At 69.1% G+C, this 26,789-nt stretch carries 22 protein-coding genes and 1 pseudogene; 13 read left to right on the top strand and 10 right to left on the bottom strand.

Annotation, left to right across the window (positions count from 1 at the left end; all coding sequences use genetic code 11):
• Positions 1-4 precede the first annotated feature (4 nt).
• From CLT74_RS22140 to CLT74_RS22110, 7 genes are all read left to right on the top strand, one after another.
• Positions 5-919 (top strand): fructosamine kinase family protein, encoded by a 915-nt coding sequence (locus CLT74_RS22140; protein ID WP_486582498.1) that lies wholly within the window; start codon positions 5-7, stop codon positions 917-919.
• Positions 916-1,923 (top strand): GTP 3',8-cyclase MoaA, encoded by a 1,008-nt coding sequence (moaA, locus tag CLT74_RS22135; protein WP_486582496.1) that lies wholly within the window; start codon positions 916-918, stop codon positions 1,921-1,923. Before CLT74_RS22140 ends, moaA begins: the two co-directional genes overlap by 4 nt.
• A 2-nt stretch (positions 1,924-1,925) precedes the next feature.
• Positions 1,926-2,174, top strand: coding sequence for a MoaD/ThiS family protein (locus tag CLT74_RS22130; RefSeq protein ID WP_099848485.1), 249 nt, complete (start codon positions 1,926-1,928; stop codon positions 2,172-2,174).
• Positions 2,175-2,187: 13 nt separating this feature from the next.
• On the top strand, positions 2,188-3,486 hold the full coding sequence (locus CLT74_RS22125) for a metallophosphoesterase (RefSeq protein ID WP_099848483.1): 1,299 nt from the start codon (positions 2,188-2,190) through the stop codon (positions 3,484-3,486).
• Positions 3,487-3,547: 61 nt separating this feature from the next.
• Positions 3,548-6,745 carry a UvrD-helicase domain-containing protein gene (locus CLT74_RS22120; RefSeq protein WP_099848481.1) on the top strand — a complete coding sequence of 1,066 codons (3,198 nt, stop codon included), beginning with the start codon at positions 3,548-3,550 and terminating at the stop codon, positions 6,743-6,745.
• Positions 6,746-6,876: 131 nt separating this feature from the next.
• Entirely contained in the window at positions 6,877-7,773 is an 897-nt protein-coding gene (locus CLT74_RS22115; RefSeq protein ID WP_099848479.1) for an LppU/SCO3897 family protein, read from the top strand.
• A 134-nt stretch (positions 7,774-7,907) separates the two neighbouring features.
• The gene (locus CLT74_RS22110; RefSeq protein WP_099848477.1) at positions 7,908-9,149 is read left to right on the top strand and encodes an ATP-binding protein; all 1,242 of its coding nucleotides are present in this window, start codon (positions 7,908-7,910) and stop codon (positions 9,147-9,149) included.
• A 183-nt stretch (positions 9,150-9,332) separates the two neighbouring features.
• Here the strand turns inward: CLT74_RS22110 and CLT74_RS22105 are convergent, their stop codons facing one another.
• Positions 9,333-9,527: a DUF397 domain-containing protein gene (locus tag CLT74_RS22105; protein WP_099848475.1), complete on the bottom strand. Its 195-nt coding sequence runs from the start codon at positions 9,525-9,527 to the stop codon at positions 9,333-9,335.
• Positions 9,524-9,760: pseudogene (locus CLT74_RS22100) on the bottom strand (Scr1 family TA system antitoxin-like transcriptional regulator); the annotation flags it as partial. The gene CLT74_RS22105 and the pseudogene CLT74_RS22100, both read right to left, overlap by 4 nt.
• Here CLT74_RS22100 and CLT74_RS22095 point away from each other — a divergent pair.
• Positions 9,758-10,018, top strand: coding sequence for a hypothetical protein (locus CLT74_RS22095; protein WP_099852586.1), 261 nt, complete (start codon positions 9,758-9,760; stop codon positions 10,016-10,018). The pseudogene CLT74_RS22100 and the gene CLT74_RS22095 overlap by 3 nt on opposite strands.
• Before the next feature lie 71 nt (positions 10,019-10,089).
• On the opposite strand, the gene CLT74_RS22090 is transcribed toward CLT74_RS22095, so the two are convergent.
• The gene (locus tag CLT74_RS22090) at positions 10,090-10,635 is read right to left on the bottom strand and encodes a GNAT family N-acetyltransferase (RefSeq protein WP_099848473.1); all 546 of its coding nucleotides are present in this window, start codon (positions 10,633-10,635) and stop codon (positions 10,090-10,092) included.
• Between the two features lie 136 nt (positions 10,636-10,771).
• On the opposite strand from CLT74_RS22090, the gene CLT74_RS22085 reads away from it, so the two are divergent.
• Both CLT74_RS22085 and CLT74_RS22080 read left to right on the top strand, forming a co-directional pair.
• The gene (locus CLT74_RS22085) at positions 10,772-11,317 is read left to right on the top strand and encodes a DoxX family protein (RefSeq protein WP_099848471.1); all 546 of its coding nucleotides are present in this window, start codon (positions 10,772-10,774) and stop codon (positions 11,315-11,317) included.
• Positions 11,318-11,521: 204 nt separating this feature from the next.
• Positions 11,522-12,964 carry a glycosyltransferase 87 family protein gene (locus CLT74_RS22080; protein ID WP_099848470.1) on the top strand — a complete coding sequence of 481 codons (1,443 nt, stop codon included), beginning with the start codon at positions 11,522-11,524 and terminating at the stop codon, positions 12,962-12,964.
• A 21-nt stretch (positions 12,965-12,985) separates the two neighbouring features.
• On the opposite strand, the gene CLT74_RS22075 is transcribed toward CLT74_RS22080, so the two are convergent.
• The 5 genes from CLT74_RS22075 to CLT74_RS22055 form a co-directional block, all read right to left on the bottom strand.
• The gene (locus tag CLT74_RS22075; protein ID WP_099848468.1) at positions 12,986-13,405 is read right to left on the bottom strand and encodes a molybdopterin synthase catalytic subunit; all 420 of its coding nucleotides are present in this window, start codon (positions 13,403-13,405) and stop codon (positions 12,986-12,988) included.
• Entirely contained in the window at positions 13,399-14,655 is a 1,257-nt protein-coding gene (locus CLT74_RS22070; protein WP_099848466.1) for a molybdopterin molybdotransferase MoeA, read from the bottom strand. The genes CLT74_RS22075 and CLT74_RS22070 overlap by 7 nt, the downstream gene beginning before the upstream one ends.
• A 9-nt stretch (positions 14,656-14,664) precedes the next feature.
• Complete coding sequence (locus CLT74_RS22065; RefSeq protein WP_099848464.1) at positions 14,665-15,147, bottom strand: MogA/MoaB family molybdenum cofactor biosynthesis protein; 483 nt, start codon at positions 15,145-15,147, stop codon at positions 14,665-14,667.
• A complete protein-coding gene (moaC, locus tag CLT74_RS22060; protein WP_099848462.1) occupies positions 15,144-15,635 on the bottom strand; it encodes a cyclic pyranopterin monophosphate synthase MoaC in 492 nt (163 codons plus the stop codon). The genes CLT74_RS22065 and moaC overlap by 4 nt, the downstream gene beginning before the upstream one ends.
• 233 nt (positions 15,636-15,868) lie before the next feature.
• Positions 15,869-18,847, bottom strand: coding sequence for a BTAD domain-containing putative transcriptional regulator (locus tag CLT74_RS22055; protein WP_099848460.1), 2,979 nt, complete (start codon positions 18,845-18,847; stop codon positions 15,869-15,871).
• Positions 18,848-19,427: 580 nt separating this feature from the next.
• Here CLT74_RS22055 and CLT74_RS22045 point away from each other — a divergent pair.
• From CLT74_RS22045 to CLT74_RS22035, 3 genes are all read left to right on the top strand, one after another.
• A complete protein-coding gene (locus tag CLT74_RS22045) occupies positions 19,428-20,261 on the top strand; it encodes an IS5 family transposase (protein WP_099845014.1) in 834 nt (277 codons plus the stop codon).
• A 163-nt stretch (positions 20,262-20,424) separates the two neighbouring features.
• The gene (locus CLT74_RS22040) at positions 20,425-21,258 is read left to right on the top strand and encodes an IS5 family transposase (protein ID WP_099845014.1); all 834 of its coding nucleotides are present in this window, start codon (positions 20,425-20,427) and stop codon (positions 21,256-21,258) included.
• Positions 21,259-21,430: 172 nt separating this feature from the next.
• Positions 21,431-22,021, top strand: a complete 591-nt coding sequence (locus CLT74_RS22035; RefSeq protein WP_143697013.1) for a hypothetical protein — start codon at positions 21,431-21,433, stop codon at positions 22,019-22,021.
• Positions 22,022-22,110: 89 nt separating this feature from the next.
• Here the strand turns inward: CLT74_RS22035 and CLT74_RS22030 are convergent, their stop codons facing one another.
• Both CLT74_RS22030 and CLT74_RS22025 read right to left on the bottom strand, forming a co-directional pair.
• Positions 22,111-22,893 (bottom strand): transposase family protein, encoded by a 783-nt coding sequence (locus CLT74_RS22030; RefSeq protein ID WP_099845012.1) that lies wholly within the window; start codon positions 22,891-22,893, stop codon positions 22,111-22,113.
• Positions 22,894-23,215: 322 nt separating this feature from the next.
• Entirely contained in the window at positions 23,216-26,338 is a 3,123-nt protein-coding gene (locus tag CLT74_RS22025) for a BTAD domain-containing putative transcriptional regulator (RefSeq protein WP_099848458.1), read from the bottom strand.
• Positions 26,339-26,789 lie beyond the last annotated feature (451 nt).

Genomic DNA, 26,789 nt, shown 5'->3' with positions numbered 1-26,789 from the left:
GGGGATGGATCTGGCGTACCTGCGGGCGCACCCCGAGCAGTTGCCCACCTTCCTGACCCATCAGCGGATCAGGGAGACGCCGGTCCCGGGTGGCGACATCTGTGCGGCTTCCCGGCTGACCCTCGACGACGGTCACTCGGTGTTCGCAAAGACCTGGCCGGAGCACACGGGACGGGCGGTGCCGGAGGGGTTCTTCACCACCGAGGCGGCCGGGCTGCGCTGGCTACGGGAGGCCGGTGCCGTGGCCGTACCGGAGGTGCTTGTCGCGTTGCCGGAACTGCTGGCGTTGGAGTGGGTCGAGCCGGGCGAGCCGAGTCGCGAGGCGGCCGACCGTTTCGGGCGGGAGTTGGCCGAGCTGCACCGGGCGGGTGCGTCGGCGTTCGGCGCACGGTGGCCGGGGTTCATCGGTGCGCTGCCGGCGGACAACACCCCGGATGACGGCCCGTGGACGGACTGGTTCGCCCGGGCAAGGTTGCTGCCCTACCTGCGCCTGTCGGTCGACGGTGGTGCCCTCACCAGCGTCGACGCCATCCTGGTCGAGCAGGTCATCGACCGGATCGGCGAGTTCGGTGGCGACGAGCCGCCCGCCCGCGTCCACGGCGACCTCTGGCCGGGCAACCTGCTCTGGGGCGGTGACGACCGGGTCTGGCTTGTCGACCCGGCGGCGCACGGTGGGCACCGGGAGACCGACCTGGCCCAGTTGGCGCTCTTCGGTGGCCCTCCGCACCAGGATCGGATCATGGCGGCGTACCAGGAGAGCTGGCCGCTCGCCGACGGATGGCGGGAGCGGGTGCCGCTGCACCAACTGCACCTGCTGCTCGTGCACACCGCGCTCTTCGGCGCCGCATACCGCGATTTGGTAACCAGGAGTGCCCGGGACGCCCTGAACGGGACCTACCGCGCTACCGTCGAGCGGTGAGCCTGCCTCCGCCTACCGGCCTCGTCGACCGGTACGGCCGCGTCGCCCGGGACCTGCGGGTGTCCCTGACCGACAAGTGCAACCTGCGCTGCACCTACTGCATGCCCGCTGAGGGCCTGCCCTGGCTGGCCGGGCCGCAACTGCTCTCCGACGACGAGGTGGTCCGGCTGATCCGGGTCGCGGTGGGCCGACTCGGGGTCGACGAGGTGCGGTTCACCGGCGGTGAACCGCTCATCCGTCCCGGCCTGGTCGGCATCGTCGAAGCCGTCGCGGCTCTCGACCCGCGTCCCCGGATCTCGCTCACCACCAACGGCATCGGTCTGGACCGGCTCGCCCCCGCGCTCCGCGCCGCCGGCCTCGACCGGGTGAACGTCTCCCTCGACACGCTGGACCGGGAACGCTTCACCCGGCTCACCCGCCGGGACCGGTTGGCCGACGTGCTGGCCGGCCTGGCCGGCGCGGCAGCCGCCGGGCTCACCCCGGTGAAGATCAACGCTGTGCTGATGCGCGGCGTCAACGACGACGAGGCACCGGCGCTGCTGCGGTTCGCCCTCGACCACGGCTACGAGCTGCGGTTCATCGAGCAGATGCCGCTGGACGCACAGCACGGCTGGGACCGTGCGGCCATGGTCACCGCCGACGAGATCCTGGCCGAGTTGCGGGCCGCGTACGCCCTCAGCCCGGACCCGACTGAACGCGGCACCGCCCCCGCCGAGACCTGGCTTGTCGACGGCGGCCCGGCCCGGGTCGGCGTCATCGGCACTGTGACAAGACCGTTCTGCGGTGACTGCGACCGGACCCGGCTCACCGCCGACGGGCAGATTCGCAACTGCCTGTTCGCCGCCGAGGAGTCGGACCTGCGCGGCGCGTTGCGGGCCGGAGCCGACGACGAGGAGCTTGCCCGCCGCTGGCGGGCCGCGACGTTGAGCAAGCGGGCCGGGCACGGCATCGACGATCCGTCCTTCCTGCAACCGACCCGGCCGATGTCGGCCATCGGAGGCTGACAATGACGAACGTCACCGTCCGCTACTTCGCTGGCGCTCGGGCTGCGGCCGGTCGCGCCGAGGAGGTCACCCCGGCGGGCCGTTCACTTGACCAGTTGCTGGCCGAGCTGGCCGAGCGGCACGGCGGGCGGTTGGTGTCGGTACTGGCGGTGTCGAGTTTTCTGATCGACGGCGTGACCTGTCATGATCGGCAGAAGCCGCTGCCGGCTGGGGCGACGATCGACGTCCTGCCTCCCTTCGCCGGCGGCTGAGGGGGATCCACACGTGTTCGCGGTACTCGGTTTCGTCGCCACCCTGGCCGTGATCACCGGGTTGATCCACCTCTACCTGTGGAAACGCCTGGTTAAGGACACCACAGTCGCCGGAGGCTGGCGGCGGGCCGGCACGGTCACCGCAGTGGTGCTGGCCCTGTTGGTGCCGGCCACAATGATCGGCACGCGGGCCGGCATGTACTGGCTCGCCTGGCCGGGCTACCTGTGGCTCGCGCTGATGTTCTACCTGCTGGTGCTGCTCGTCGTGCTGGAAGTCCCGATGCTTGTGACGCGGCTGGTGCTGCGTCGCCGATCGGCCCTGGCCGCCCCGGAGCCGGTACTGGTCGGCCCGGGCGGGTCCGGCGCGTCGACCGAGCGGGCGACCGGTACTGACGAGTCGACCGAGCCACCCCAGCCGGCCGGCGACATTCCGGCGGCTCCGCCGGCCGCCGGTGCAGTCGGCCCCGACCACGATCCGGGCCGGCGCCTGCTGCTCGCTCGTGGTGCCGCGATCTTCGCCGGGCTCACCGCCACCGGCCTGGTCGGCTACGGCGTACGCACCGCGATGGGTCCGCCCCGGCTGGATCGGGTGCAGATCCCGTTGGCCAAGCTGCCCCGCCGCATGGACGGTCTGCGTATCGCCACCGTCTCCGACATCCACATCGGCCCGCTGACCGGCCGGGCGCACACCGAGCGGGTCGTGGCCGCCATCAACCGGCTGGACGCCGACCTCGTCGCCGTGGTCGGCGACCTGGTCGACGGCACGGTCGCCGAGTTGGGCGACGACGCGGCACCGCTGCGCGGCCTGCGCTCGCGGTACGGCAGCTACTTCGTCACCGGCAACCACGAGTACTACTCCGGCGTGGAGGAGTGGGTGGCCGAGGTCGACCGGCTCGGGTTGCGGGTGCTCCAGAATCAACGGCTGGAGATCGCCACTCCCGGTGGAGTCATCGACCTAGCCGGCGTCAACGACGTCTCCGCCGTCGGCAGCGGCGTCTCCGCTCCGCCGGACTACGACGCCGCGCTCGGCGACCGGGACCCGTCCCGGCCGGTGGTGCTGCTGGCCCACCAGCCGGTGGCCGCGCTGGAGGCGGCGAGGTACGGGGTCGACCTGCAACTGTCCGGCCACACCCACGGCGGCCAGATCGTCCCGTTCAACCTGCTGGTCCGGCTCGAACAGCCGGTCGTCTCCGGGCTCGGTGAGGTGGACGGGACGAAGGTCTACGTGACGAACGGCGCCGGCTTCTGGGGGCCGCCGGTGCGGGTCGGCGCGGAACCTCAGGTAACCCTCGTGGAACTCCGCTCGGCATAGCGCAGCTCACCTCCGTGCGTGGCGCCGAGCGGGAGCGCGGCCGGTCGTGGCAGGATGCGGCGTGCCCCCGTTCAGCGTCGTACCCCCCGGTGGCCTTCCGCCCTTCGTCGCGGACCTGCACATCCACTCGAAGTACTCGCGGGCCTGTAGCCGCGATCTGACCCTGCCGAACCTCGGCTGGTGGGCGCGTCGCAAGGGCATCGCCGTGCTCGGCACCGGCGACTTCACCCATCCCGCCTGGTACGACCACCTGCGGGAGACACTGCACCCCGCCGAGCCGGGCCTGTACCGGCTGTCACCGGAGGCGGAGCGGGACATCGCCCGGCGGCTGCCGCCCCGGCTGGCCAGCGAGGCGGAGAACGATCCGGTCCGGTTCATGCTGAGCGTGGAGATCTCCACGATCTACAAGCGGGACGACCGGACGCGCAAGGTCCACCACCTGATCTACCTGCCGGACCTGGACGCGGTGGGCCGGTTCAACGCCGCCCTCGGCCGGATCGGCAACCTCGGCTCGGACGGCCGCCCCATTCTCGGCCTGGACTCGCGCGATCTCCTGGAGATCACGCTGGAAGCGAGCGGCGACGGGTACCTCGTACCGGCGCACATCTGGACCCCGTGGTTCTCGGCCCTCGGCTCGAAGTCCGGCTTCGACGCGATCGCCGACTGCTACGCCGACCTGGCCGACCACATCTTCGCGGTGGAGACCGGGCTCTCCTCGGACCCCGAGATGAACTGGCGGGTGGGCAGCCTGGACCGCTACCGGCTGGTCTCCAACTCCGACGCGCACTCGCCACCCGCGCTCGCCCGCGAGGCCACGGTCTTCGCCTCGGCCCGGGACTACTTCGGCATCCGGGAGGCGCTGCGTACCGGTGACGGGCTGGCCGGGACCATCGAGTTCTTCCCGGAGGAGGGGAAGTACCACGCCGACGGCCACCGGCTGTGCGGGGTGAACTGGGCTCCGGAGCGCACCCGGGCGGCCGGCGGACGCTGCCCGGAGTGCGGCAAGCCGTTGACGGTGGGGGTGCTCAGCCGGGTCGAGGATCTGGCCGACCGGCCCGAGGGGTACCGGCCGCAGCACGCTCCCGAGGTCACCCACCTGATCCAGCTCGCCGAGATTCTCGGCGAGCTCAACAAGGTCGGTCCGCGCTCCAAGCGGGTCGAGGGGAAGCTCACCGAACTGGTCGCCGCGCTCGGCCCCGAGTTGGAGATCCTGACCCGGGTACCGCTTGACGAGATCGGCCGGGTCGGCGGCGAGTTGCTCGCCGAGGGCATCGGCCGGCTCCGTCGCGGCGAGGTCCGCCGGGTGCCGGGCTACGACGGCGAATACGGCGTGATCACCCTGTTCGACCCGACCGAACTGGGTGGGGCGGGAGTCTCCGCCGGTCAGGAGACGCTGTTCGACGTACCGGTGCCCGCTCAGCGACGCGCGCCGGAGGCTGCGGCGAAGGCGGAGGCCGGGGCGAAGCGCTCGTCGGCGAAGCCCGAGCCGAAGCGCAAGCCGGCGGCCCCGGCACCGCCGATCGCGCCGGCACCCTCTCCGCACGAGCCCTTCGAACCGATGCTCGCCGGCATGGAGGAGGTCGGCACCGGCCTGCTCGACCGGCTCGACGCGATGCAGCGGGTGGCCGCCTCGGCGCCGGGTGGCCCGCTGTTGATCGTCGCCGGTCCGGGCACCGGCAAGACGCGGACCCTGACCCACCGCATCGCGTACCTCTGCGCCGAGCTGAACGTCTTTCCTGAGCAGTGTCTGGCCATCACGTTCACCCGGCGGGCCGCGGAGGAACTGCGTCACCGCCTCGACGGACTGCTCGGTCCGGTCGCCGAGGATGTCACCGTCGGCACCTTCCACTCCCTCGGGTTGACAATTCTGCGCGAGAACGCCGAGGCCGCCGGGCTGACCGAGGGCTTCCGGATCGCCGACGACACGGAGCGGACGACCACGCGAGCCGATGCCGGGGACGACCCGGCCCGCTACACCGCGCTGCTGCGCAAGCAGGGTCTGGTGGACCTGGACGAGCTGCTCACTCTGCCGGTGGCGTTGCTGCGGGAGGACCGCAAACTTGTCGACAGGTACCGGCAGCGGTGGCGGTGGATCTTCGTGGACGAGTACCAGGACGTCGACGCGGTGCAGTACGAGTTGCTGCGCCTGCTCAGTCCGGCCGACGGGAACCTGTGCGCGATCGGCGACCCGGACCAGGCGATCTACTCGTTCCGGGGCGCCGACGTCGGATACTTCCTGCGCTTCTCCCAGGACTTCACCGACGCCCGGCTGGTCCGGCTCAACCGCAACTACCGGTCCTCCGCGCCGATCCTGGCCGCTGCGGTGCAGGCCATCGCGCCGTCGTCGCTGGTGCGGGGTCGCCGGTTGGATCCGGCCCGGCTCGACCCGGAGGCGGCGCTTGTCGGCCGGTACGCCGCGGCCTCCGTCGCCGACGAGGCCGACTTCGTGGTACGCACAGTCGACGAGCTGGTCGGCGGCCTGTCCCACAGGTCGCTGGACTCCGGCCGGATCGACGGTCGGTCGACAGCGCTGTCCTTCTCGGACATCGCCGTGCTGTACCGCACCGACTCGCAGGCCGCGCCGATAGTGGACGCCCTGGCCCGGGCCAACATCCCGGTGCAGAAACGCTCGCACGACCGGCTGCGGGACCGTCCCGGGGTGGCCGCCATCGCCCGCGAGCTGCGGCACGCCCCCGGTGTCGAGGGTGCCCTGCCCGCGCGGGTACGCCTCGCCGGCCAGGTGCTCGCCGACCGGTTCGCCACGCCGACCCTGGACGGTTCCGGCGGGGTACGCCCGGAGGATGTCCGGACCGCCGTCGACCTGTTGACGCCACTGGCCCGTCGCTGCGGTGACGACCTGGAGACGTTCCTGTCGCAGCTCGCCACCGGCGCTGAGGTCGACGCGCTCGACCCGCGTGCCGAGGCGGTCACCCTGTTGACCCTGCACGCCGCGAAAGGGCTGGAGTTTCCGGTGGTCTTCCTGGTCGGTGTCGAGGACGGCCTGCTGCCGCTGCGCTGGCCGGGCACCGCGCCCGACGAGGCGGCAGTGGCCGAGGAGCGGCGGCTCTTCTTCGTCGGGTTGACCCGCGCCCAGGACCGGCTCTACGTCAGCCACGCCGCCCGCCGGTTCCGGCACGGCTCGGAGCGGGACTGCCGTCCGTCGCCGTTCCTCGACGTGGTGGACCCTGGCCTGTTCGAACGCCTCGGCGACAGCGAGGGCCCCCGGCGACCCAAGGACCGTCAGCTCCGCCTCATCTGACGGTCGACCGGGAGGTACGGTCTGCACGACGGACCTGTTCACCGGTAACCACTGTGGGTCACATCGGTGCCCGCTACCCTTCCGGCAGGCGCGAGGTCAACGGTTCCACCCGAAGGCTCAGGAGGGTGTGCATGGCGAACTACGGACCACCGGGTTCAGGCTCGCAGCCGTGGCACGAGCCGCAGCCCGGTGAGCAGCCGTGGCAGTCGCAGCCCGGTGAGCAGCCGTGGCACGAGTCGCAGGCCGGTCAGTGGCACGGTCACGGTCAGCCGCCCGAGGCGCAGCCGCCGCACGATCCGCGCTGGAGTTACGAGTCCGGCCACCCCTATGGTGACCCGTCCCGCGGTCACACCTCCTGGCCGGCCCACGGGCCCGGCCAGGAGTACGGGCCCGGCCAGGAGTACGGGTCCGGGCGGGGCTACCGAGGCGGCGAGTCGTACGACCCTGGGGGCCAGGGCGGCGGTCGGTACGACACGACCGGGCCGGGACACGTCCCGCAGACACCGGATTCCTGGCCGCAGCACACCGAGCAGCACGCCACCGAGACCGGGTACGCAGGGACGCCCACGCCGCCACCGGAGCGCCGACGCGGACGGATGCTCGTCGTCCTGACCGCCGCGCTGGTGCTGGTGCTGGGCGGTGCGACCGCGTTCTACCTGGCCGGGCGGGACGATGAGACACCGACCCCGGTGTCCGCGCCGACAAACGAGGCGGCTCCCGCACCTGACGCACAGGACGAGGAGGCCCCGTCGGACGATCCGGCCCCGGCATCGTCCGCCGATCCTCGCTTCGTGCAGGTTGGGCAGTGCGTACGCAACGACGCCACGGCTGGTGACAAGCCCAAGTTGCTGCTCAGTGAGTGTGAGCCACGGTCGTACGAGGTGCTGCGGCGCTTCGACGGCAAGACCAGCGGCGAGCGTGATGCCGAGGAGAAGTGTGCTGCGGTGGACGGCTACACCAACTGGTACTTCTACGACAGCGAGCTGGACTCCCTGGACTTCGTGCTCTGCCTGAAGCAGCGCGGCTGACTACCGATTACCAAAACTAGTGCTGTCTAGCCTCCAAGCTAGACAGCACTAGTTTTTGGTCGAGGGCAACACGCCGGTACCACCGTCTATCCATCTCTAGCCTCTCCTCTAGACAGCCCGATACTCTGCGATGCGTGGATCCGGTCCGCAACCCGTACGCGCCGGGCGCCGGCCAGCGTCCGCCCGAGCTTGCCGGGCGGGGGCGGGAACTGGACGTCTTCGACATCGTGTTGGAACGCATCGCGCGGGGTCGACCGGAGCGCAGCCTGATGCTCACCGGCCTGCGCGGCGTCGGCAAAACCGTCCTGCTGAACACGCTGCGCTCCCAGGCGATCAACAGGCTCTGGGGCAGCGGCAAGATCGAGGCGCGGCCGGACCAGTCGCTACGCCGACCCATCGCGGCAGCGCTGCACATGGCCGTTCGGGAGTTGGCACCGAGGCACCGGGCGCCGGAGCGGATCGACGCCTTCCTCGGGGTACTCAAAGCCTTCGCCCAACGGGGTGCTCCGACCGGACGCGGCGGGGCCGCCCCGAAGCTGCGTGACCGTTGGCAACCCGGCATCGACGTGCCGGCGGCCAGTGGGCGGGCCGACTCCGGCGACATCGAGATCGACCTGGTGGAACTGCTCACCGATGCCGCCTCGGTCGCCAGCGACGTCGGCACCGGCGTCGCCATCTTCATCGACGAGATGCAGGACCTCGGGCCGGAGGATGTCTCCGCGCTCTGCGCCGCCTGTCACGAGCTTTCCCAGCTCGGCGCGCCGCTGATCGTGGTCGGCGCCGGCCTGCCACATCTGCCGGCGGTGCTGAGCGCGGCCAAGTCCTACTCCGAGCGGCTCTTCCGCTACCAGCGCATCGACCGTCTCGACCGGATCGCCGCCGACCACGCGCTCTGCGCGCCGGCCGAGCGGGAGGACGTCGAGTACGAGGCGAAAGCCCTCGACCTGCTCTACGAGAAGTCCGGCGGCTATCCGTACTTCGTGCAGGCGTACGGGAAAGCCACCTGGGACCACGCCCCCAGGTCACCGATCACCCCGGCCGACGTACGCGTCGCCGCACCGGAGGCCGAGGCGGAGTTGGCTGTCGGCTTCTTCGGTTCTCGCTTCGAGCGGGCCACTCCCGCCGAGCGGGAGTACATGCGGGCGATGGCGACGCTGTCGCTTGTCGAAGGGGAGACCGACGGCGGCGGCCGGGACGACATGGATGCGGCGGTGCCGACCGCCGAGATCGCCCGAGCGCTCGGCCGTAAGCCCGCCAGCCTCTCGCCCGCACGGGATGCGTTGATCAAGAAGGGCCTGATCTACTCCGGCGAACGCGGCACCGTCGCCTTCACCGTCCCGCACTTCGGCCGCTACCTGCGCACCCAACCCGCCTGACGCAGCCCGTCAGCCGCCCGAACTGTGGCAGCGCAGCAACCCGGGCCCCGGCGTGTCGGACACCTGCACTGCCACAGATCCGACCGACGACACGGGCTTGGCGGCAGGGATGGGTTCAGGCGAGTCGGGCGCGGACAGCGGGAAGCCCTCGGCCGCCCGGCCGAGGGCTTCCGGTGAGGTGCGTCAGACGGTCGGGCGGCCGGTCTTCGCCGCCTCGACGAAGCCGCGCCACGCCGCCATCTGGAAGCTGAGCGTCCCGCCGTCACGGTCCTTCGTGTCCCGGACCAGGACGACGCCGGGAAGGTTGTCGGCGACCTCGACACAGTCACCGCCGTTGTTGCCGCTCTTGCTGCTCTTGCGCCACTGCGCGCCGGTCATGTCCATGCTGCTGCCGCTTCCCTGAGGAGTGCCAGGGACTGCGCCCGTGACAGCGCCTCACCACGGATGCGTTCCCACCTGCGGGCCAGGGTAGCAACTTCCGCAGGCTGATCGATGATCTTCGCCTCCGCCTGGCTGTCGGCGTGACCGAGCACGCTGCCGTCGTCCAGCTCGGCGAGGGTGAAGGGCCCGCCCAGACCGGGGTACATCCCCACCGACGCGGGCACGACGTGGATCGAAGTGGCCCCGGCGTGTACCTGCTGACCCGGGATGCCTCTCCGCAGTTCCACGCGCCGATCCTGGTCCGCGTGATCCGCGAGCTGACCGATCGGCACCCGCCGCACGGTTGGACGTGGCTCGACGTCTACCAGCTCGACCGGCACGGAGACGCGACCGAGAAGCGCCAGTTGTTCGTGTTGCCGACGGGGATCCGCCCGGTGCACCTCCCACCGGTCCCGTACGCCGCCCGACGGAGCGGGCAACCCCACTAGATCTCGGACTGTTCGCGTTCGTCGTCAACGGGAACTGTCCACGTTTCCAGAGCGGCCACCACCTGGGGCGGTCAGACCTTGGACCAGGGCGGCGGGAAGACCACCTCGCCCCGCGGCGGTGGTGGCTCCCCGCTTGTCGCCGGCGGCAGGACCAGCGCCTGCCAGGGCTCGCCAAGGCCGGACCAGGGGCTGGTCAGGCCTAACTGGTCCGCTCGGCTGAAGCCGAAGCGCCGGTAGTAGGCGGGGTCGCCGAGCACCACCACCAGCCGCTCGCCGAGTTCCGTCGCCGCCTCCAGCGCGGCCTGCACCACCGAGGCGCCGAGCCCGATGCGCTGCCGGTGCGGCGCCACCGCCACCGGGCCCATCGCCAGTGCCGGCGTGCTCGTCGCACCCGAGTTGACGTGCACCCGGGTGAGCAGGGCGCAGCCGACGATCTCACCGCCGTACTCGGCCACCATCGCCAACTCCGGCAGCCACGCGTCGCTGCCGCGCAGTTCGTCCACGAGGCGTACCTCCGGCGGTACCGCCACGTCGGGTCGGGCGAAGGCCGCGGCCAGCACCCGGCGGATCGCGCCGGTGTCAGCCGGGTCCTCGGGTCGCAGCCGCAGCGTCGTCACGCGGCGTAGGGTACACCCGACAGCACGTCCATCCGGGACGGTCGGGCAACCTGGGCGCGGCGTCGCCGAGCACCCGATCGATCGACATCCCCCGTTGCGGGGCGTACCAACGCCCCGGACAGGGTATGACTGTTCCATGACGCCCGTACGATCCCTCGCCCGCGCCATGTTGAGCGGCATCTTCGTGGTCAGTGGCGCCCGTAACTTCGCCAACCCCGGCCGCCTGGTGCCCACCGCCAAACCAATCACCGATCGGGTGACTCCGCTGCTGGAGCGAGCGGATCCGCGGATCCCCACGGACACTGAAACCCTGATCCGGGCCAACTCGGCAGTGCAGTTCGGTGCCGGCCTGATGCTGGCCACCGGACGTTTCACCCGGCCGGCGGCGCTGGTGCTGGCCGGCACACTGATCCCGGTGACCCTGGCCGGGCACCCCTTCTGGCGCAACGACGACCCGGTCGCCAAGAACAACAACCAGGTGCACTTCCTGAAGAACCTCGGTCTCTTCGGTGGGTTGTTGCTCGCTGCGGCCGACACGGAGGGTAAGCCAGGGCTACGCTGGCGGGCCGGTCACCGGATCGGCCACTCCCGACGGTCGGTGCGCCGCGCCGTCCGGACCGCACGCCGGGAGGCCCGGATCGCCATGCGGTCCGCCTCCACCGCTCGGCGACTCCCCGGCTGACCTGCGCTTCGTCCATCCCCACCCCGGCTAAAACCGCGAATCACCTGAACCGCCCGGTAGGCGTTAACGCGGTGGAAATGTCAAAAGAATGTGTGGGATCGGACACGGTCGCATAACGCGGGAGGCACTGACGTGAGGCGCCGTTCTAGGCTCCGTACTGGACCTGGACGGGTAGGACGACCTTGGTACGGGGGTGGCCACGCCATGCCGACGATCGTCGGTAGAGGGCTGGACCGCCTCGCCACAGTCCGTCGCGTAACGCGTGGGATCGATCGTAGGACAGTCGTACGGGCGGGCATCGTCGCCGCCGTCGCCTACGCCGCATGGCTTGCCATCGGCGCGTTCGGGCGTCCGTACAACTTCTTCGACATGAAGATCTACCACGGCGCGGTGGTCTGGTGGGCGAGCGGTCACGAGCTGTACGAGTTCGTCGCGCCCGACACAACCCTGGGTTTCACCTACCCACCCTTCGCCGGGCTGGCCATGCTGCCGATGGCGCACCTACCGGTCACCCTGGCCGGGCTGGTCAACGCCGCGGTCAGCATCGCCGCACTGGCCGTGGTGCTGGCCGCGCTGCTGCGCCCGATCGTCGACCGGTTGGGCTGGCCACTGTGGTACACGGTGGCCATCGCCACGCCGCTCGCCGCCGCCATCGAACCCACCCGGGAAACCCTCGGCTACGGGCAGGTCAACCTGCTGCTGTTCGCGCTGATCCTGGCCGACCTGATCGCCCTGCGCTGGCGGTCACGCCGGGGCACCCATCAGGCCGAGGACGACGGCCCGCTGCTGCGGTTCATCTACGGCGGCGCCTGGGCCGGCGTGGGCATCGGCCTGGCCACCGCCGTCAAGCTGACCCCGGCCCTGTTCATCTTCTATCTGATGATCACTCGACAGTGGCGGGTCGCCGGTACGGCCATCGGCACCGCCGTCGCAGTGACCATCGGCAGCTTCGGCATCGTCGGCGCGGAGTCCCGCGACTACTTCGGCAGCGTGTTGTGGCAGACCGAGCGGGTGGGCGCCGCCGACATGACGCCGAACCAGTCGCTGGCCGGCCTGCTGGCCCGGCTCTACGACTCGATCGAGACCCCCGGCCTGCTCTGGCTCGCCTTCTCCGTGCTGGTGCTGGCGCTCGGCCTGTCCCGGGCGTCGAACGCCCACTCCGACGGCGACGAGCTGACCGCCTTCACGCTCGTCGGCCTGACCGCCAACGTGATCAGCCCGATCTCCTGGACGCACCACCTCGTCTGGGTGATCCCGGCGATCATCATCCTGGCCGACGCCGCGATCCGGCGGCATGACGCCAGCCGGGGACCTGTGGCGCGCTCCGCGTCAGGGTCGTACGGCGGGCCGCCGGCAGTGTCCACCCTCCGGCCGCCGATCTGGTACCCGACGTTGACCGGGTTCCGCCACGGCATCGCCGCCATCGGGCTCTACCTGCTCTTCCTGATCTCTCCCATCTGGCCGTACGAACACCAGTTGCCGGAGGTCTCCCACTACGAGGACGGGCTGTTCGGCGTGTTGATGGAGAACTCCCTGGCGCTGGCGCTGATCGTGCTGGTCGCCGCGCTGCCCTGGCGGCCCGGCGCGGAACCCGCCTTCCACACCGACCGGGCGGCCCGCGCCTCGATGCTGTACGGACGGCGGTAGGCCCCCCGATCCGGCCACCGGTCAGGGGCAGTTCACCCATTCCTCGGTGCCGTCGGCGAAGACCTGCCGCTTCCAGATCGGCAGCCGGGCTTTCGCCTCGTCCACCAGACGTGCGCAGGCAGCGAACGCGGCGGCCCGGTGGGCGGTGCTGACCGCCGCTGCCAGAGCCACGTCGCCGATGGCCAGTGGGCCGACCCGGTGCGACACCGCCACGGCGTACACGTCCGGGTCGGCGGCGATCTCGTCGGCGACCTCCTGGAGCACCTTGCCGGCGTTCGGGTGGCCTTCGTACTCCAGGCTGGTCACCGACCGTCCGTGGTCGTGGTCGCGGACCACCCCGGCGAACGACACCACCGCACCGGCCCGACGGTCGGCGACCGCCGCCTCGTGGGCGGCGAGATCCAGCGGCTGGTCGGTGACGGTGCTGACGACTGTCACCATGCCCGCTCCCCAGGTAGCAGCGGCAACGGCACGATCGGCACCCGGTCACCCACCGAGCCGGTGCTGCCCGGGCTGATCACGGCGAACCCGTCAGCGTTGGCGAGCCCCCGCAACATGGCCGAACCGACGTGCCGGACCGGATGGGCCGTTCCGGCGACCCGGTCGAGTCGGACCAGTGCCAGGTGAGTGTGGTCGCCACGGCCGGGGACGGGCTCGGCGAGGACGGCGTGCGGCAGCACCGGCAACGGCCGACCGGCGAGCCCGGCCAGCAGCGGGGCGACAAGCGACACCATCGCGATGACTGCGGACTGCGGATTACCGGGCAGCCCGGCGACGAACCGGACCTGCCCGTCGTCACCGACCAGCCGGGCCAGCAGCATCGGGAAGCCGGGACGCACCGCGACCGTGTTGACCACGTAGTCGGCGTCCAACGCCGCAAGCGCCGGGTGCAGGTGGTCGACCGGGCCGTGCATGGTGCCGCCCGTGGTGCAGACCAGGTCGGCGTCGGCCAGGGCGGCACGCAGCGCGGCCAGGTGGGCGGGCAGCGTGTCGGCGACCGGGCCGACCACCGCGTCCGTGTCCATCCGGCAGCCGTATCGGCGCAGCCAGCCCGGCACCGCCGGACCCAGCGCGTCACGGACCCGCCCGGCACCCGGCGGACCCGCCGTGAGGAGTTCGTCGCCGAAGACCAGCAGCGCGGCCCGGGGCTGTCGGCGGACCCGCAGGGTGTCGTGACCGCACGAGGCGGCCAGGCCGATGACCCCCGGGTCGATAGGCGTCCCGGCCGGCAGCAGTTCCTCACCGGCGGCGGCTTCCTCGCCGGGCTGTCGCCACTCCGGCGTGGCCCGCGGCACACCGTCGACAAACCCCTCAGGGGTACGTCTCGACTCCTCCACCCGCAGCACCGCCGAGGCACCCGCCGGCACCATCGCCCCGGTGGCGATCTCGACAGTCGTCCCGTCCTCGGTCAACGGGGCGGCCTCACCGCCCGCGAGAACCCGCCCGACGACCTGCCACGGGCCGGCGCCCCGCACCGCCCAGCCGTCCACACTCGACGTCGGAAACGCCGGCAGGTCCGTCCTTGGGGTGAGCGGTTCGGCGAGGGTGTGCCCGTCGGTCTCGGCGACTGGACGCTCGACGGCGGGCAGCGCGGCGGCCAGGCCGGCCGCGTACACCCGGGAGCGCGTCTGCGCCCAGTCGGCCGGCGGTGACGCGGAGACCTCGTCGGTGGAGGCGGTTTCCGTTCTCACCGGCCGAGCCTAACCGGCCGCCGGGTGGTCGCCACCGCGCAACTGGTCGACGGCGTGGGCCAGAATCGGCCCCAGCACGGCGAGGCCGTCCCGCGCCCCACCGGTCGAGCCGGGCAGGTTGACCACGAGCGTACGACCGGCCACCCCGGCCACCCCGCGGGAGAGCACGGCGGTGGGCACCTTGTCGCGACTGTGCGCGCGGATCGCCTCGGCGATGCCGGGTACCTCGTAGTCGAGCAGCGCCCGGCTCACGTCAGGCGTGCGATCGGTGGGGGTGACCCCGGTGCCGCCGCTGGTCAGCACCACGTCGACGCCGTCCGCCACGGCTGCCCGGATCGCCTGACCGACCGGCTCTCCGTCCGGTACGACCACCGGTTCGTCGACCAGGCAGCCCAACTCGCGCAGGCCGGCGACGAGCAGCGGGCCGCTGGTGTCGGCGTAGACACCGGCGGCGGCCCGGTTGGAGGCCACCACCACCCGGGCGCGGATCACTGCCGATCCTCCGGGCGTTCCCACAGACCGGTCTTGCCGCCTTCTTTCCGGAGGACCCGGACCGCGTCGACGCTGGCCGCCGGATCAACGGCCTTGACCATGTCGACAAGAGCGAGTCCGGCGACCGCGACCGCGGTCAGGGCCTCCATCTCCACCCCGGTGCGGTCGGCGGTGCGGGCGGTCGCGGTGATCTCGACCGTGTCGGCGGTGAGCGTCAGGTCGACAGTGACGCCGTGCAGGGCGATCGGATGGCACAGCGGGATCAGGTCGGGGGTGCGTTTGGCGCCCATGATGCCGGCCAACCGGCCGACCGCCAGGGCATCGCCCTTCGGCAGACCCTCCCCCCGGAGCAGGTCGATCACCTCGCGGGTGGTCTGCAGCCGGCCGGCGGCCGTCGCCGCACGACCGGTGACCTGTTTGGCGGAGACATCGACCATGCGCGCCGCGCCGGCGGTGTCGACATGGGTGAGCTGGGCGGGTTCGGTCACGGTCGCGAGCCTATCGCTGCGGTGTGACGGGACGGTTCCGTAGCTCGGAAGGAGCGACGCGGGGACGCCGCTCCTTCCTCACCAGCCTGCCTCGGGTTGCTGGGGTTTACCCGGCGGCAGGGGTCGCGACGAGATCCGACAACTGTCGGATCTCCCCCCGTCGGCGAACGCTCCGGAGGCTAGCGACCCCGGCGATAAGAAATCGATAAGGACGAAGGCCCAGGTAACGGCCCTCAACGAGTCGACGTGCTCTGCTTGAGTGCGGCGAGACGGCGCTCGATCTCGAACCGCTCCGGTGCGCCGGTAGGCACGATAAGCGTCAGCGCTCGTTCCAGATGCCGGCGCGCCTCGGTCGGGTCCGTGCTCAGCAGGTGCTCGGCCAAACCGGCCAGCGCCCGGGCCTGCTCGTAGCGGTTGTCGATCCGAACCGCCACATCAAGTGCTCGCTTGTGTGCCCGCAGGGCGCCATCAGTGTCGCCACAGGCGGCCAAGGTCAGGCCGAACTCATTCAACGCGGTGCTCTCCGCCTGCCGCTCGGCCGAGTGCCCGGTGAGTTCCAGCGCCAGTTCGTGCTGCCGCCGGGCCTCCGCAAGCAGACCCAGGCCGCGATACGCCGCGCCCATCACGTTGCGCGCATCGGCCTCTCCGTATCGATGACCCGTCTCGGAGTAGAGGATCATCGCAGACCGCAGCAACCGCAGCGCTTGAGCGTGCTCACCCTTACGGGTCCGAACTGCGGCGATGTGGCTCAATGCGTTGGCGATCTGGTAGCGGTCACCTTCCACCCGCGCCCGGTGCAGATGAAGGCGATGAAACCGCAGCGCCTCCTCATAGCGCCCCAACCAGGTGAGGGCGATACCGACGTTCGGCAGATGTGTCCGAATCTGGCCTGTCAGCCGTATCGGAGCTTCGCGCAGTGCTGACATGGCGAGATCGGCGGACTTCTGAAAATCACCCCCCATGTAATGGACCACGCTCAGGTTTCCCCGGATCCGGGCGCTGTCTCCGCGGCGGCCTGCCGCTTCAGCCTCCACCAGGGCGGTTTCCAGACACTGAACCGCCGGGTGATAGAAACCGGTCTTGGTCAGCGCCGAGGCGAGATAGTTGTTCATGATGCCGACTGCCCGACTATCCCCCACTTGCGCTGCGGCGGCTAGCCCCAATTCGTGCGTACGCTGAATATCTTCGAAGTAGCCGCGCACGTAGTAGAAGCGCCACAGCACGCGCGCCATCTTCCAGGTGTAGTCATGCAACGAGTTTTTCGCGGCCAGTTCGATGAACAGGTTCAGGTTGCCCCGCTCCCGTTCGACCCAATTCACGTCGACCGTCTCGGATCCAGGTAGGAGATCGGGTCGCTCCGGCACCACGTCGCCGATGTCACCGTGCAGGTCGATGAACCTGTTCAATGACGTCGTGGCGGCGATTGACAGTTGCATGACCTGATCGAGCAGCCCGGCGAGCGCTACTCTCCGCACCTCATCCGAATCTGTCTCCACACACTTCTGGCCAGAATACTGTCGAACCAGGTCGTGCATTCGATAACGACCACTATCTGATTCTTCCAATAGGTGACGGCCGACCAGATCATCGAGGATGTAGCCAGCTTTCGCGTACGACAACCCAGACATTGCCGCGACCATGCTGATGCAGTAGTGCCCGGTATGGAGACCCAGCAAGCGAAAAACCCGTTTACTCACCTGGTTCAACGGCTCGTAGGAGGCGGCGAAGGCCGTGGCGACGCTACGCTCATCCGTGCCGAAGCTGGCCAACCCTGACTCGTTAGCGGCAAGACGAGCAGCCAGGTCAACCAGCCGACGGTTGCGCCGGTGAGCCAGCCGCGACCCGACCAGCCGGATTGCCAGCGGCAGGTAACCACAGTTACGGACGATCTCTGCGGCGGATGCGGGGTCAGCATGTACCCGCTCTTCGCCAGCGCCGATCGCCAGCAGGCGGACAGCCTCTTCTGGCGACAGCACGGACAGGGATTCGGGAGGCCCGACATCCAGGTCGAGCAGTCGCCGACGGGAAGTCACCAGGATGACCGACGACGCGGTGACCGGCAACAGCGGAGCAACCTGGTCACTGTCCGCCGCATTGTCGAGAACGACTACCGCCCGGCGAGCGGACAGTTCCCTGCGCCACAGGCCTCGTCGTTCATCAACGTCCACAGGAATTCGGGGGGCCGGCACACCCAGCTGGCGGAGAAGCACCACGAGGGCGGTGGCCGAATCCACCATGTTGCCCTCATCGTGACCGCGCAGGTCGATGAAGAGTTGGCCATCCGGGTGGGAAGTCGCCAGGCGTCTGGCGACATGCACGGCGAGGGTCGTCTTGCCGCTGCCCGCCATCCCGTCGATCAGGTGAACGACGGGTGCCGGGCCTGCTGCGGCTCGGCCCCGGCCGATCATCCGCTCGACGAGGGCCTCCCGGCCAACAAAATGAGGTACAGGTCTGGGTAACCAGTCCCAGTCCGTCCCATCGATGTCAGGTCTCGTGGAGGGGGAGGCCGATACCGCAGCCGCTCGGCGCCCGAGTACTTCCTGATGCAGCCGCCGAAGATCGGACCCTGGCTCGACGCCGAGTTCGGTCTGCATGACTCGGGCCGCGGATTGAAACACCGAGATCGCGCCGGCTACGTCGCCGCGTCGATGCAGCGCCCTCATCAGCAGCAGCAGCGCCGGCTCACGGATCGGGTGGGCCGCAACCGTTCGCCACAGCAGCGGTAGGGCCTCCTCGACGCGGTCCGCCGCGAGGTGGAGGTCCGCGAGAAACTCCACGGCGAGGAGGTGCTGTTCCTGGGCGGCCGCCACGTGAGCAGCCAGCGAAGCACCGAGAGGTACACCCAGCAGGGGTGGCCCGGACCAGAGGGGCATCACTCCGCTCAGCAACGACCGCGCGGCCTCCAGATCGTCGCGGAGGTTGAGCTGACGGGCTCGCTCAACCCGGTCGAGGAAGTGGAACAAATCAACGCCGTCGGTGGCGACCTCCAATCGGTACCCGCCGCGCTGACGTACCAGCACCCCTTGGCCGGCATCATGCGACTCGAAGGTACGTCGCAGGTTGGCGGCGTAGGTCCGAACGTTCGGTACAGCCGAACGCGGTGGGTCGTCGGGCCAGATCTCGTCGATCAGCTCCTCTATAGCAACCGTCCGTCTCGGGCTCATCACCAGCTTGGCCAGAACGGTTCGCTGCTTCGGCGTACCAAGGTCCACTGAGCCTTTTCCAACCTGATCTTGCAGGTCAGCACCCCCGCCGGCTGATGGGAGCTAGGTGGCCGCCGGTGCCCGGTCCGCGCGACGGCACCATGCCGGCGGGGGTCGTGTTGCCGACTAGACCGGATCGGCGGTCCTCACGGACGGCCGCGGCGTTACCGGTGTGGGGATCGGATGGGGTTGCGGTGCGATCGACGGCGATCAGGTCGCCGTCCGGGTGTTGGTAGAGACGGAGCATCGTGTCCTCCTTGGACATGACAAAACGGCGGTCACCCGAGTGGGTGACCGCCTACGCGGATCGGGGTTGACGCCCGCGCCCGCCGATACGGCGGCTGCGGGACAGGTGATGAGTGCTGGCTCTGAGGCGTGTCAACGGCGCCGACAGGAGGGTGGGCGCGATGCCGTCGCGGGACGGGTCAGATCAGCCAGGCAAGAGAGAAGTGAACCGCCCCGGATCTTGTAGAGACTCCACAGAACCCGGGGCGGTTCAAAGGAAGAGCCCTCAGAGCGTGTTTGAGAAGGTCTGTTGTGGACGGTGTGGCGGCGTGACATCTGTTGCCGGGGCGGGCAGGGTGGCGCGGTGTCTGCGCGCCGTGGCTACCCCTCCGACCTGACGGACGCCCAGTGGGCGCTGATCGAGCCACTGTTGCCGGAGCCGAACACGGACGGCCGCAGGGAGAAGCACCCGCGGCGGGAGATCGTCAACGCGATCCTGTACGTGGTGCGTTCGGGGTGCCCGTGGCGGTACCTGCCGGCGGATCTTCCGCCGTGGCAGACGGTGTACTGGTACTTCACCCGGTGGGAAGAAGCCGGCGTCACGGACAAGCTCCTGGCCACGCTGCGGATCAAGGCGCGGGTGCAGCAGGGCCGTCAGTCGCAGCCGTCGGCGGGGATCATCGACTCCCAGAGCGTGAAGGGAGCCGACACCGTCGGCCGGGACACCCGAGGCTACGACGCGGGCAAGAAGATCAACGGCCGTAAGCGATTCATCATCACCGACACCCTCGGCCTGCTGGTCACCGTCACCGTGCTCGCCGCGAGCTGGCAGGACCGCGACGGCGCCAAGACCGCCCTGCTCCACGCCTGCATGCTCACCCCGATCCGGCACGTCTACGCCGACCAGGGCTTCACCGGACGGCTGGTCGACTGGACCCGCGACACCCTACGCACGACGCTGGAGATCGTCCGCAAACCCGCCGACCAACGCGGCTTCGCCGTCCACCCCCGCCGCTGGGTCGCCGAACGCACCCTGGCATGGCTCACCGCCTGCCGTCGACTGGCCCGCGACTACGAACGCCACCCGACTGTCTCCGAAGCCCTCATCCGCTGGGCCGCCATCGCCGGCATGACCCGCCGCATCACCCGCGGCCAACCCGCCCGCCGGCAACCCCGCCGCACCTTCAACCGGACCTGATCAACCCATCTCAAACACGCACTCAGGCTACCGGCGGCAGCAGTGCCAGGGCCCGGCTGTCAGTTCCGACCGTCTGGCAGAACCCTTAGAGCGTGTTTGAGAAGGTCTGTTGTGGACGGTGTGGCGGCGTGACATCTGTTGCCGGGGCGGGCAGGGTGGCGCGGTGTCTGCGCGCCGTGGCTACCCCTCCGACCTGACGGACGCCCAGTGGGCGCTGATCGAGCCACTGTTGCCGGAGCCGAACACGGACGGCCGCAGGGAGAAGCACCCGCGGCGGGAGATCGTCAACGCGATCCTGTACGTGGTGCGTTCGGGGTGCCCGTGGCGGTACCTGCCGGCGGATCTTCCGCCGTGGCAGACGGTGTACTGGTACTTCACCCGGTGGGAAGAAGCCGGCGTCACGGACAAGCTCCTGGCCACGCTGCGGATCAAGGCGCGGGTGCAGCAGGGCCGTCAGTCGCAGCCGTCGGCGGGGATCATCGACTCCCAGAGCGTGAAGGGAGCCGACACCGTCGGCCGGGACACCCGAGGCTACGACGCGGGCAAGAAGATCAACGGCCGTAAGCGATTCATCATCACCGACACCCTCGGCCTGCTGGTCACCGTCACCGTGCTCGCCGCGAGCTGGCAGGACCGCGACGGCGCCAAGACCGCCCTGCTCCACGCCTGCATGCTCACCCCGATCCGGCACGTCTACGCCGACCAGGGCTTCACCGGACGGCTGGTCGACTGGACCCGCGACACCCTACGCACGACGCTGGAGATCGTCCGCAAACCCGCCGACCAACGCGGCTTCGCCGTCCACCCCCGCCGCTGGGTCGCCGAACGCACCCTGGCATGGCTCACCGCCTGCCGTCGACTGGCCCGCGACTACGAACGCCACCCGACTGTCTCCGAAGCCCTCATCCGCTGGGCCGCCATCGCCGGCATGACCCGCCGCATCACCCGCGGCCAACCCGCCCGCCGGCAACCCCGCCGCACCTTCAACCGGACCTGATCAACCCATCTCAAACACGCACTTACAGCCCTACTGATGCTGACAGTCTTCACACAAGGGCGATTCGGCGAAGGCGTCGATGGCAGCCGTGACGGCAGGGACTTCAGCGACAGGACTATTCGACAGCACGGACCTGACCCAGATCTGCGGCATCAATCTCTAGGCTTTCGCCATGCCTGAGCAAAGCACGATCGATCTCGACGAGTGCGATGATGCGCAGCCTGGCGGCACCGCCACCCGAGGTGGCTCTCCTGCCCAACCCCAGACTGTTTCCCGTCTCGTCGCTGTCCTCGCAGTTGGGGTCGTGCTGGGTGGTGTCGGCGTCAACGGGCTACGAGACGCTCGCGAACGGCAGCAGCGGGACTCGATCGTGCAGCTCGTAGTCATGCCCGCGACGAATGACGGTGCGCACATGGAATCGGAGGGTCTCGCCCAGATGAACGGGAAGCTTGCGGTGATCAACACTGGCCCTGCGCCGATCACCGTGTTGTCAGCCCAAGCGCAGAGACAAGATGTCGTGGTCCGCAGCAGCGGCGAGTCCTGGCTAGTTCGCTCGGGAGGTACAGTGTCCGTCGATGTGGAGGCGCTCTTCGGCTGTTCGTTGTCCGCGTTCGGGCCTCAGCCGCTGTCGATGCAGTTAACAGTCGAGACAGTTGGTGGGAAGGTCAGGAAGGCCAGCTATCCGATCGTCTTGACCGGAAGCGTCTGGCATCGGGACATCTCTATGCTGTGCTCCGCCGCGAGCGAGTACAGCCCTCCCTGATGCACATACCGCTGGCCGACCCTGCCGTGGGGTGCACGACCAACACGCAGGGCCGGGTTGGCATCATCGTGCTCCCACACTGAGCCCTTTCATCCTGCGTAGCGGTCGACTTCGACGTGGTGCAGGACGAGGATGGCCTGCACGATCGCGGTGGCTCGGCGCGGGCAGCAGCGCACCTTGGCCAGGATCTTCCAGGTCTTGAGCGTGGCGATCGCGCGTTCACCGCGGGCGCGGATCTTCGCTTGCGCCCGGTTGATCGCCTTCTGCCGGCGTGACAGTTCCGGCCGGAAGCGGCGCCGCTTGAACGGGGTACGCACGCTGCCGTGGGCGCCTTGATAGCCCTTATCGGCGAAAGTCATGACGTCGGCGCTGGTCAGCGCGTCGATGATCCTGTGGGTGCGGGCGGCGGTCAGATCATGCGTCGAGCCGGGCAGCGCGGCCGAGGCCCAGACGAGACGCCCGGCCGCGTCCGCGATGACCTGGACGTTCACGCCGTGACGTTTGTGCTTTCCGGAGTAGTACGACTTCTGGTCGGCGACCCGGTCGATCGGGATCAGCGTGCCGTCCAGGATCGCGTAGGCCAGTTGCCGGATGCGCCGCATGGCGGTGTCCAGGTCCTCGGCGGCTGCGCTGAGCAAGGCGATCGCTTCTTGAACATAGCGCCAGGCGGTCGCGACGCCGATCTCGAAGCCGGCGGCGAGGCAGGTGTAGGTGTCGCCGTTGCGCAGGTGGGCCAGGGCCAGTAGTGCTTGGCGGCCCGGGGTCAGTCGCCTCCACCGGGATTTGCGCCGCTGGCGGTGGCCGCGGATGCGGTCGGCGAGGTGGTTGAGGGTCCGGCTGGACAACGGGATGGTGGCAGGGTAGGACAGCATGGCGAGGCTCCCGGTCGGGGCATCGGGTTTTGGTCGATTTGCTGTCCTACCTGGAGCCTCGCCCTCATCGATCAGCACCCCCTGCCGACCCGGGCTGACCTGCCAGATCAGGTTGGAAAAGGCTCACTTCAGACGAACCAAACGAGACCCGAAAGCCGCCAAGCACCTCAATCTTCACTTCTCGCACCCTTTGTGAGGCGGGCATTCGCGTGAGCGCACCCTAACAATGCGCACCGGACCGGGTGAACCGCAACGAACGCTCGGGCACGGCGACGGCGACACCGGCAATCTGCGAGTATCGTCACTTCTGGATTGGCTTTGCCTACTCGCACCGGCCAAGGTGAATCATCAAATTGCGTCCGGTCAGATACTGCGCGGCAGCGGTCGATGGCATGCTCTCCGGCGGTTGCTGGGTTCCGGCCTCGGTCAAGCGTCGGGCGACGTCAAACTGCTCCGGCACCCCCATCCGCCGGAAAATCGCCAACGCCCGTGCCCAGTGCCGACGCGCCTCAGCCTGATCAACAGACCACATGTGCTCAGCCAACCCAGCCAGGGCTCGCCCCTGTTCATAGGGATGAGCTATCCGGGTGGCCACCCGCAACGCCTCGCGGTGCAGCTCGATCAACTTCGCTGTCGCCACCGAACCGGCGAGGGTCAGCGCAAGATCGTTGATAGCGGCCGCCTCGACATGAGGTTCGCCGGCATCGGCTGCCATTTTCCGGGCAACCTCATGCTCAAGCACCGCCTCCGCAACGCGTCCGAGTCCACGTAGGGCTACTCCGAGGTCGTTCCGGACCTCAGGCTCTGCGTAACGGTGTCCGGTGCGTTGCCGCATGGCGAGCGCCGTCCGCAGCGCTCGTGCGGCCACGTCGTACTGCCCCATGCGACACTTCACCGCACCGATGTGACCGAGCGCGTTGAGAATATGGAACTGGCTACCAAGTTGGCGTCCGAGGTACAGGTGAAGGCGGTGCACGCGCAGGGCCTCGTCGTATCTCCCGAGCAGCGCCATCGCGAGACCGAGGTTCGGCAGATGGGTGGCGGTCTCATGCGTCTCCGAAGCAATTCCTTCTCGCATTCGCTCCAGCGCCACAGCAACCGCCTTCTCAGGCTCGCCGAGAAGCCAATAAATTGCCACCAGGTTTGCCTGGTAGCGGGCAAGGTTAGATCGGTCACCGCAGCGCTCGCAGATCTCGACAGCCTTCTCCACGTGAGTTAAAGCGCCCGGATAGTTACCGGTTCGCAAATAGGCGGAGGCAAGATAGTTGTGCATGACGGCCACGGCCCCCTCGTCGCCGATCTTCTCTGCCGCCGCAAGCCCTTGAAGGCTGGTCAGAACGATATCCTCGTAGCACCCTCGAGTGTACAGAAACCGCCACAGCACCCGCGCCAACTGCCATGATTCCTGGTTAAAACCCCACTCCTGAGCCCTACCGACCAGCAACACCAGATTGGCCTGTTCGGTCTCCATCCATTTCTCGGCAGGTTCGTTCCTCATCTGAACCAGGTCGGGTCGGCGCGGAGAGCCGAGAACGACGTGGATACGAATGCGGCTTCCTTCAAGGTTTTCGGCCACAAGAAAGGACAAGTGCAGCATCAGATCGAGCAGGCCAGCAAACGCCTCTCCTCGCGCAGCCGCCTGGTCCACACGAGTCGAAAGATCGTGAGCGTAGTGTCGGATGAGGTCGTGCATCCGATAACGGCCCACCGTCAACTCTTCGATCAGATGGGAGTCTTGAAGGGCGTCGAGCCGGTCGGCGGTGTCGTCGAGTGACAGGCCGGACAGCGCGCTGGCGGCCAGCAGGCCGAACTCGTTTCCCGGATGCACGCTGAGCAGTCGGAACAGTCGCTGCGCGGGCTCGTTCAGCAGGGCGTACGAGGCGGCGAAGGCACCGGCCACGCTCCGGTCCCCGGAGGTCAGGTGATCCAGCCGGCGTGCCTTGCTCGTCAGCAGCTTTGCCAGATCCGCCACCCGCCAGTTCGGACGATGCGCGAGCCGAGAACCGGCAAGCCGGATCGCCAACGGCAGGTGACCACAACTCTCCACCACCGCTGCTGCCGCCTCGGGCTCCGCTGCCACCCGCTCCACACCCGCAGTGGACGCCAGTAGGGCGACACCCTCCGCCGGCTCCAGCAGGGGCAGGGACACCGGCGGATTGACATCCAAGCCGTTGATCCGCCGGCGCGAGGTCACGATCACCAGGTTTCCCGGTGCCGTGGGGAGCAACGGTCCGACCTGCGCGGTGTCGGCCGCATTGTCCAAAATGATGATCACCTTGCGCCCCGCCAGTTCGCGACGCCACAGGTCGAGTCGCTCGCCGAAGTCCGGCGGTATGTGGCTGGACGGTGTGCCGAGTTGCCGCAGTAGGGTCGCCGTCGCCGCCGACGAGTTCAGCTTTTCCGCAGGGTCGTGACCTTTGAGATCGATGAACAACTGGGCGTCAGGAAATCGGTCCGCGAGTCGGTTGGCCACGTGTACGGCAAGCGTTGTCTTGCCGCTGCCGGCCATGCCGTCAATGAGGTGTACCGCGCAGGTGCGCTCTCCGGCTCGCAAGGTCGTGGACAACAGGTGCTCAACGGCGTCCGCACGGCCCACGAAGTCCGGGACCGTCCTCGGGAGGTGGAAGAGCAGCCGTTGCACCTGGCCAACGGAGGTGGCCGGCGCGTTCTCCAGCGCTTCGGTTGCTGCGGCGGGCCGGGGCTTCCCCTCGTGCCGGACGATACGACCGTACAAGCGTTGCAGTTCCGCCCCGGGCTCGACGTTCAGCTGCTCACGCAGGGTTCGACGAGCTGCGGTGTACGCCGCGACGGCACCCGCGGAGTCGCCCCCGAGGTGGAGAGCCTGCATGAGCAACAGGTGAGCCGGCTCGCGCAGTGGATGCCTGATCAGCAGTTCCCGTAGCACCGGCAGGGCCTCGTCATAGCGCCCGAGCCGGATCTGCAGGTCGCCGTACAGCTCGGTGGCCAGCAGTCGATCCTCGGTCGCGGCAGCCACCTGAGCGGAGAGCTGCGGTCCGAGGGCGATCCCGGTGAGCATCGGCCCACGCCAGCGGGCCAGCGCTCGGGACAGGAGTCGCACCGCCTCCCGCTCGTCACCGCCGAGGAGTCGCCGCGCCTCGGTCACCTCCGCTCGAAAGGCACAGAGATCCACGCTCTCGCAGTCGACATCGAGTCGGTAACCGTCCCGGGCGCGGATCAGCACCTCCCGACCCGGGAGCATCGCTTCAAGACCGCGTCGCAAGTTAGCCGCATAAGTACGGACATTCGGTATTGCCGAGGGAGGCGGATCTTCGAACCACAGTTCATCGACGAGCTGTTCAACCGACACCAGCTGCCCCGCGTTGCACGCGAGCATGGCCAGGACGGTCTGCTGCTTGGGGGTTCCAGGTGGTAACGCCTGTGAGCCGAGGCGCACCGCGAGACCGCCAAGAACCTGAATCTGCACCCGACCCCTCTGACCGCATTCAAAAGATCACTGTATGCAGCTTAGCGCCGCCGGCACCCGGTACGTTGCACTCGGTCGCGGCAAGCTCAACCGAAGCGACGATGAACTGAATAGCGACGGTGGCCACACTTGATTGACCGACATTCCGGCCGTAGCAGGAGCGAAACTCGACCGCTATTGAACAATCAGTCAAGAGGGTAAGACGGACCGTGATATGACATCTCCATATTGGCCTATTATGCGCATTAGGACATGAATCGTCGCTAATGCCCGCAAGCCCCCCTAGGGTCTGGCAGCAAGGTGAAGTCAGATTCAGCTGGGGGTCGAGATGAACTCGCACGAATGGAACTGAGCCTCCTGTCCGACCAGGAGCAGCCGGAGTACGCTTGCGGAGCGCAACGCCCCGGTGACGAATGGGGATGACGCTTGGCTCGGCAGGCCCGACAGACTG

Source organism: Verrucosispora sp. CNZ293, assembly GCF_002754655.1.
This window is presented reverse-complemented; position numbering and strand designations above follow the sequence as displayed.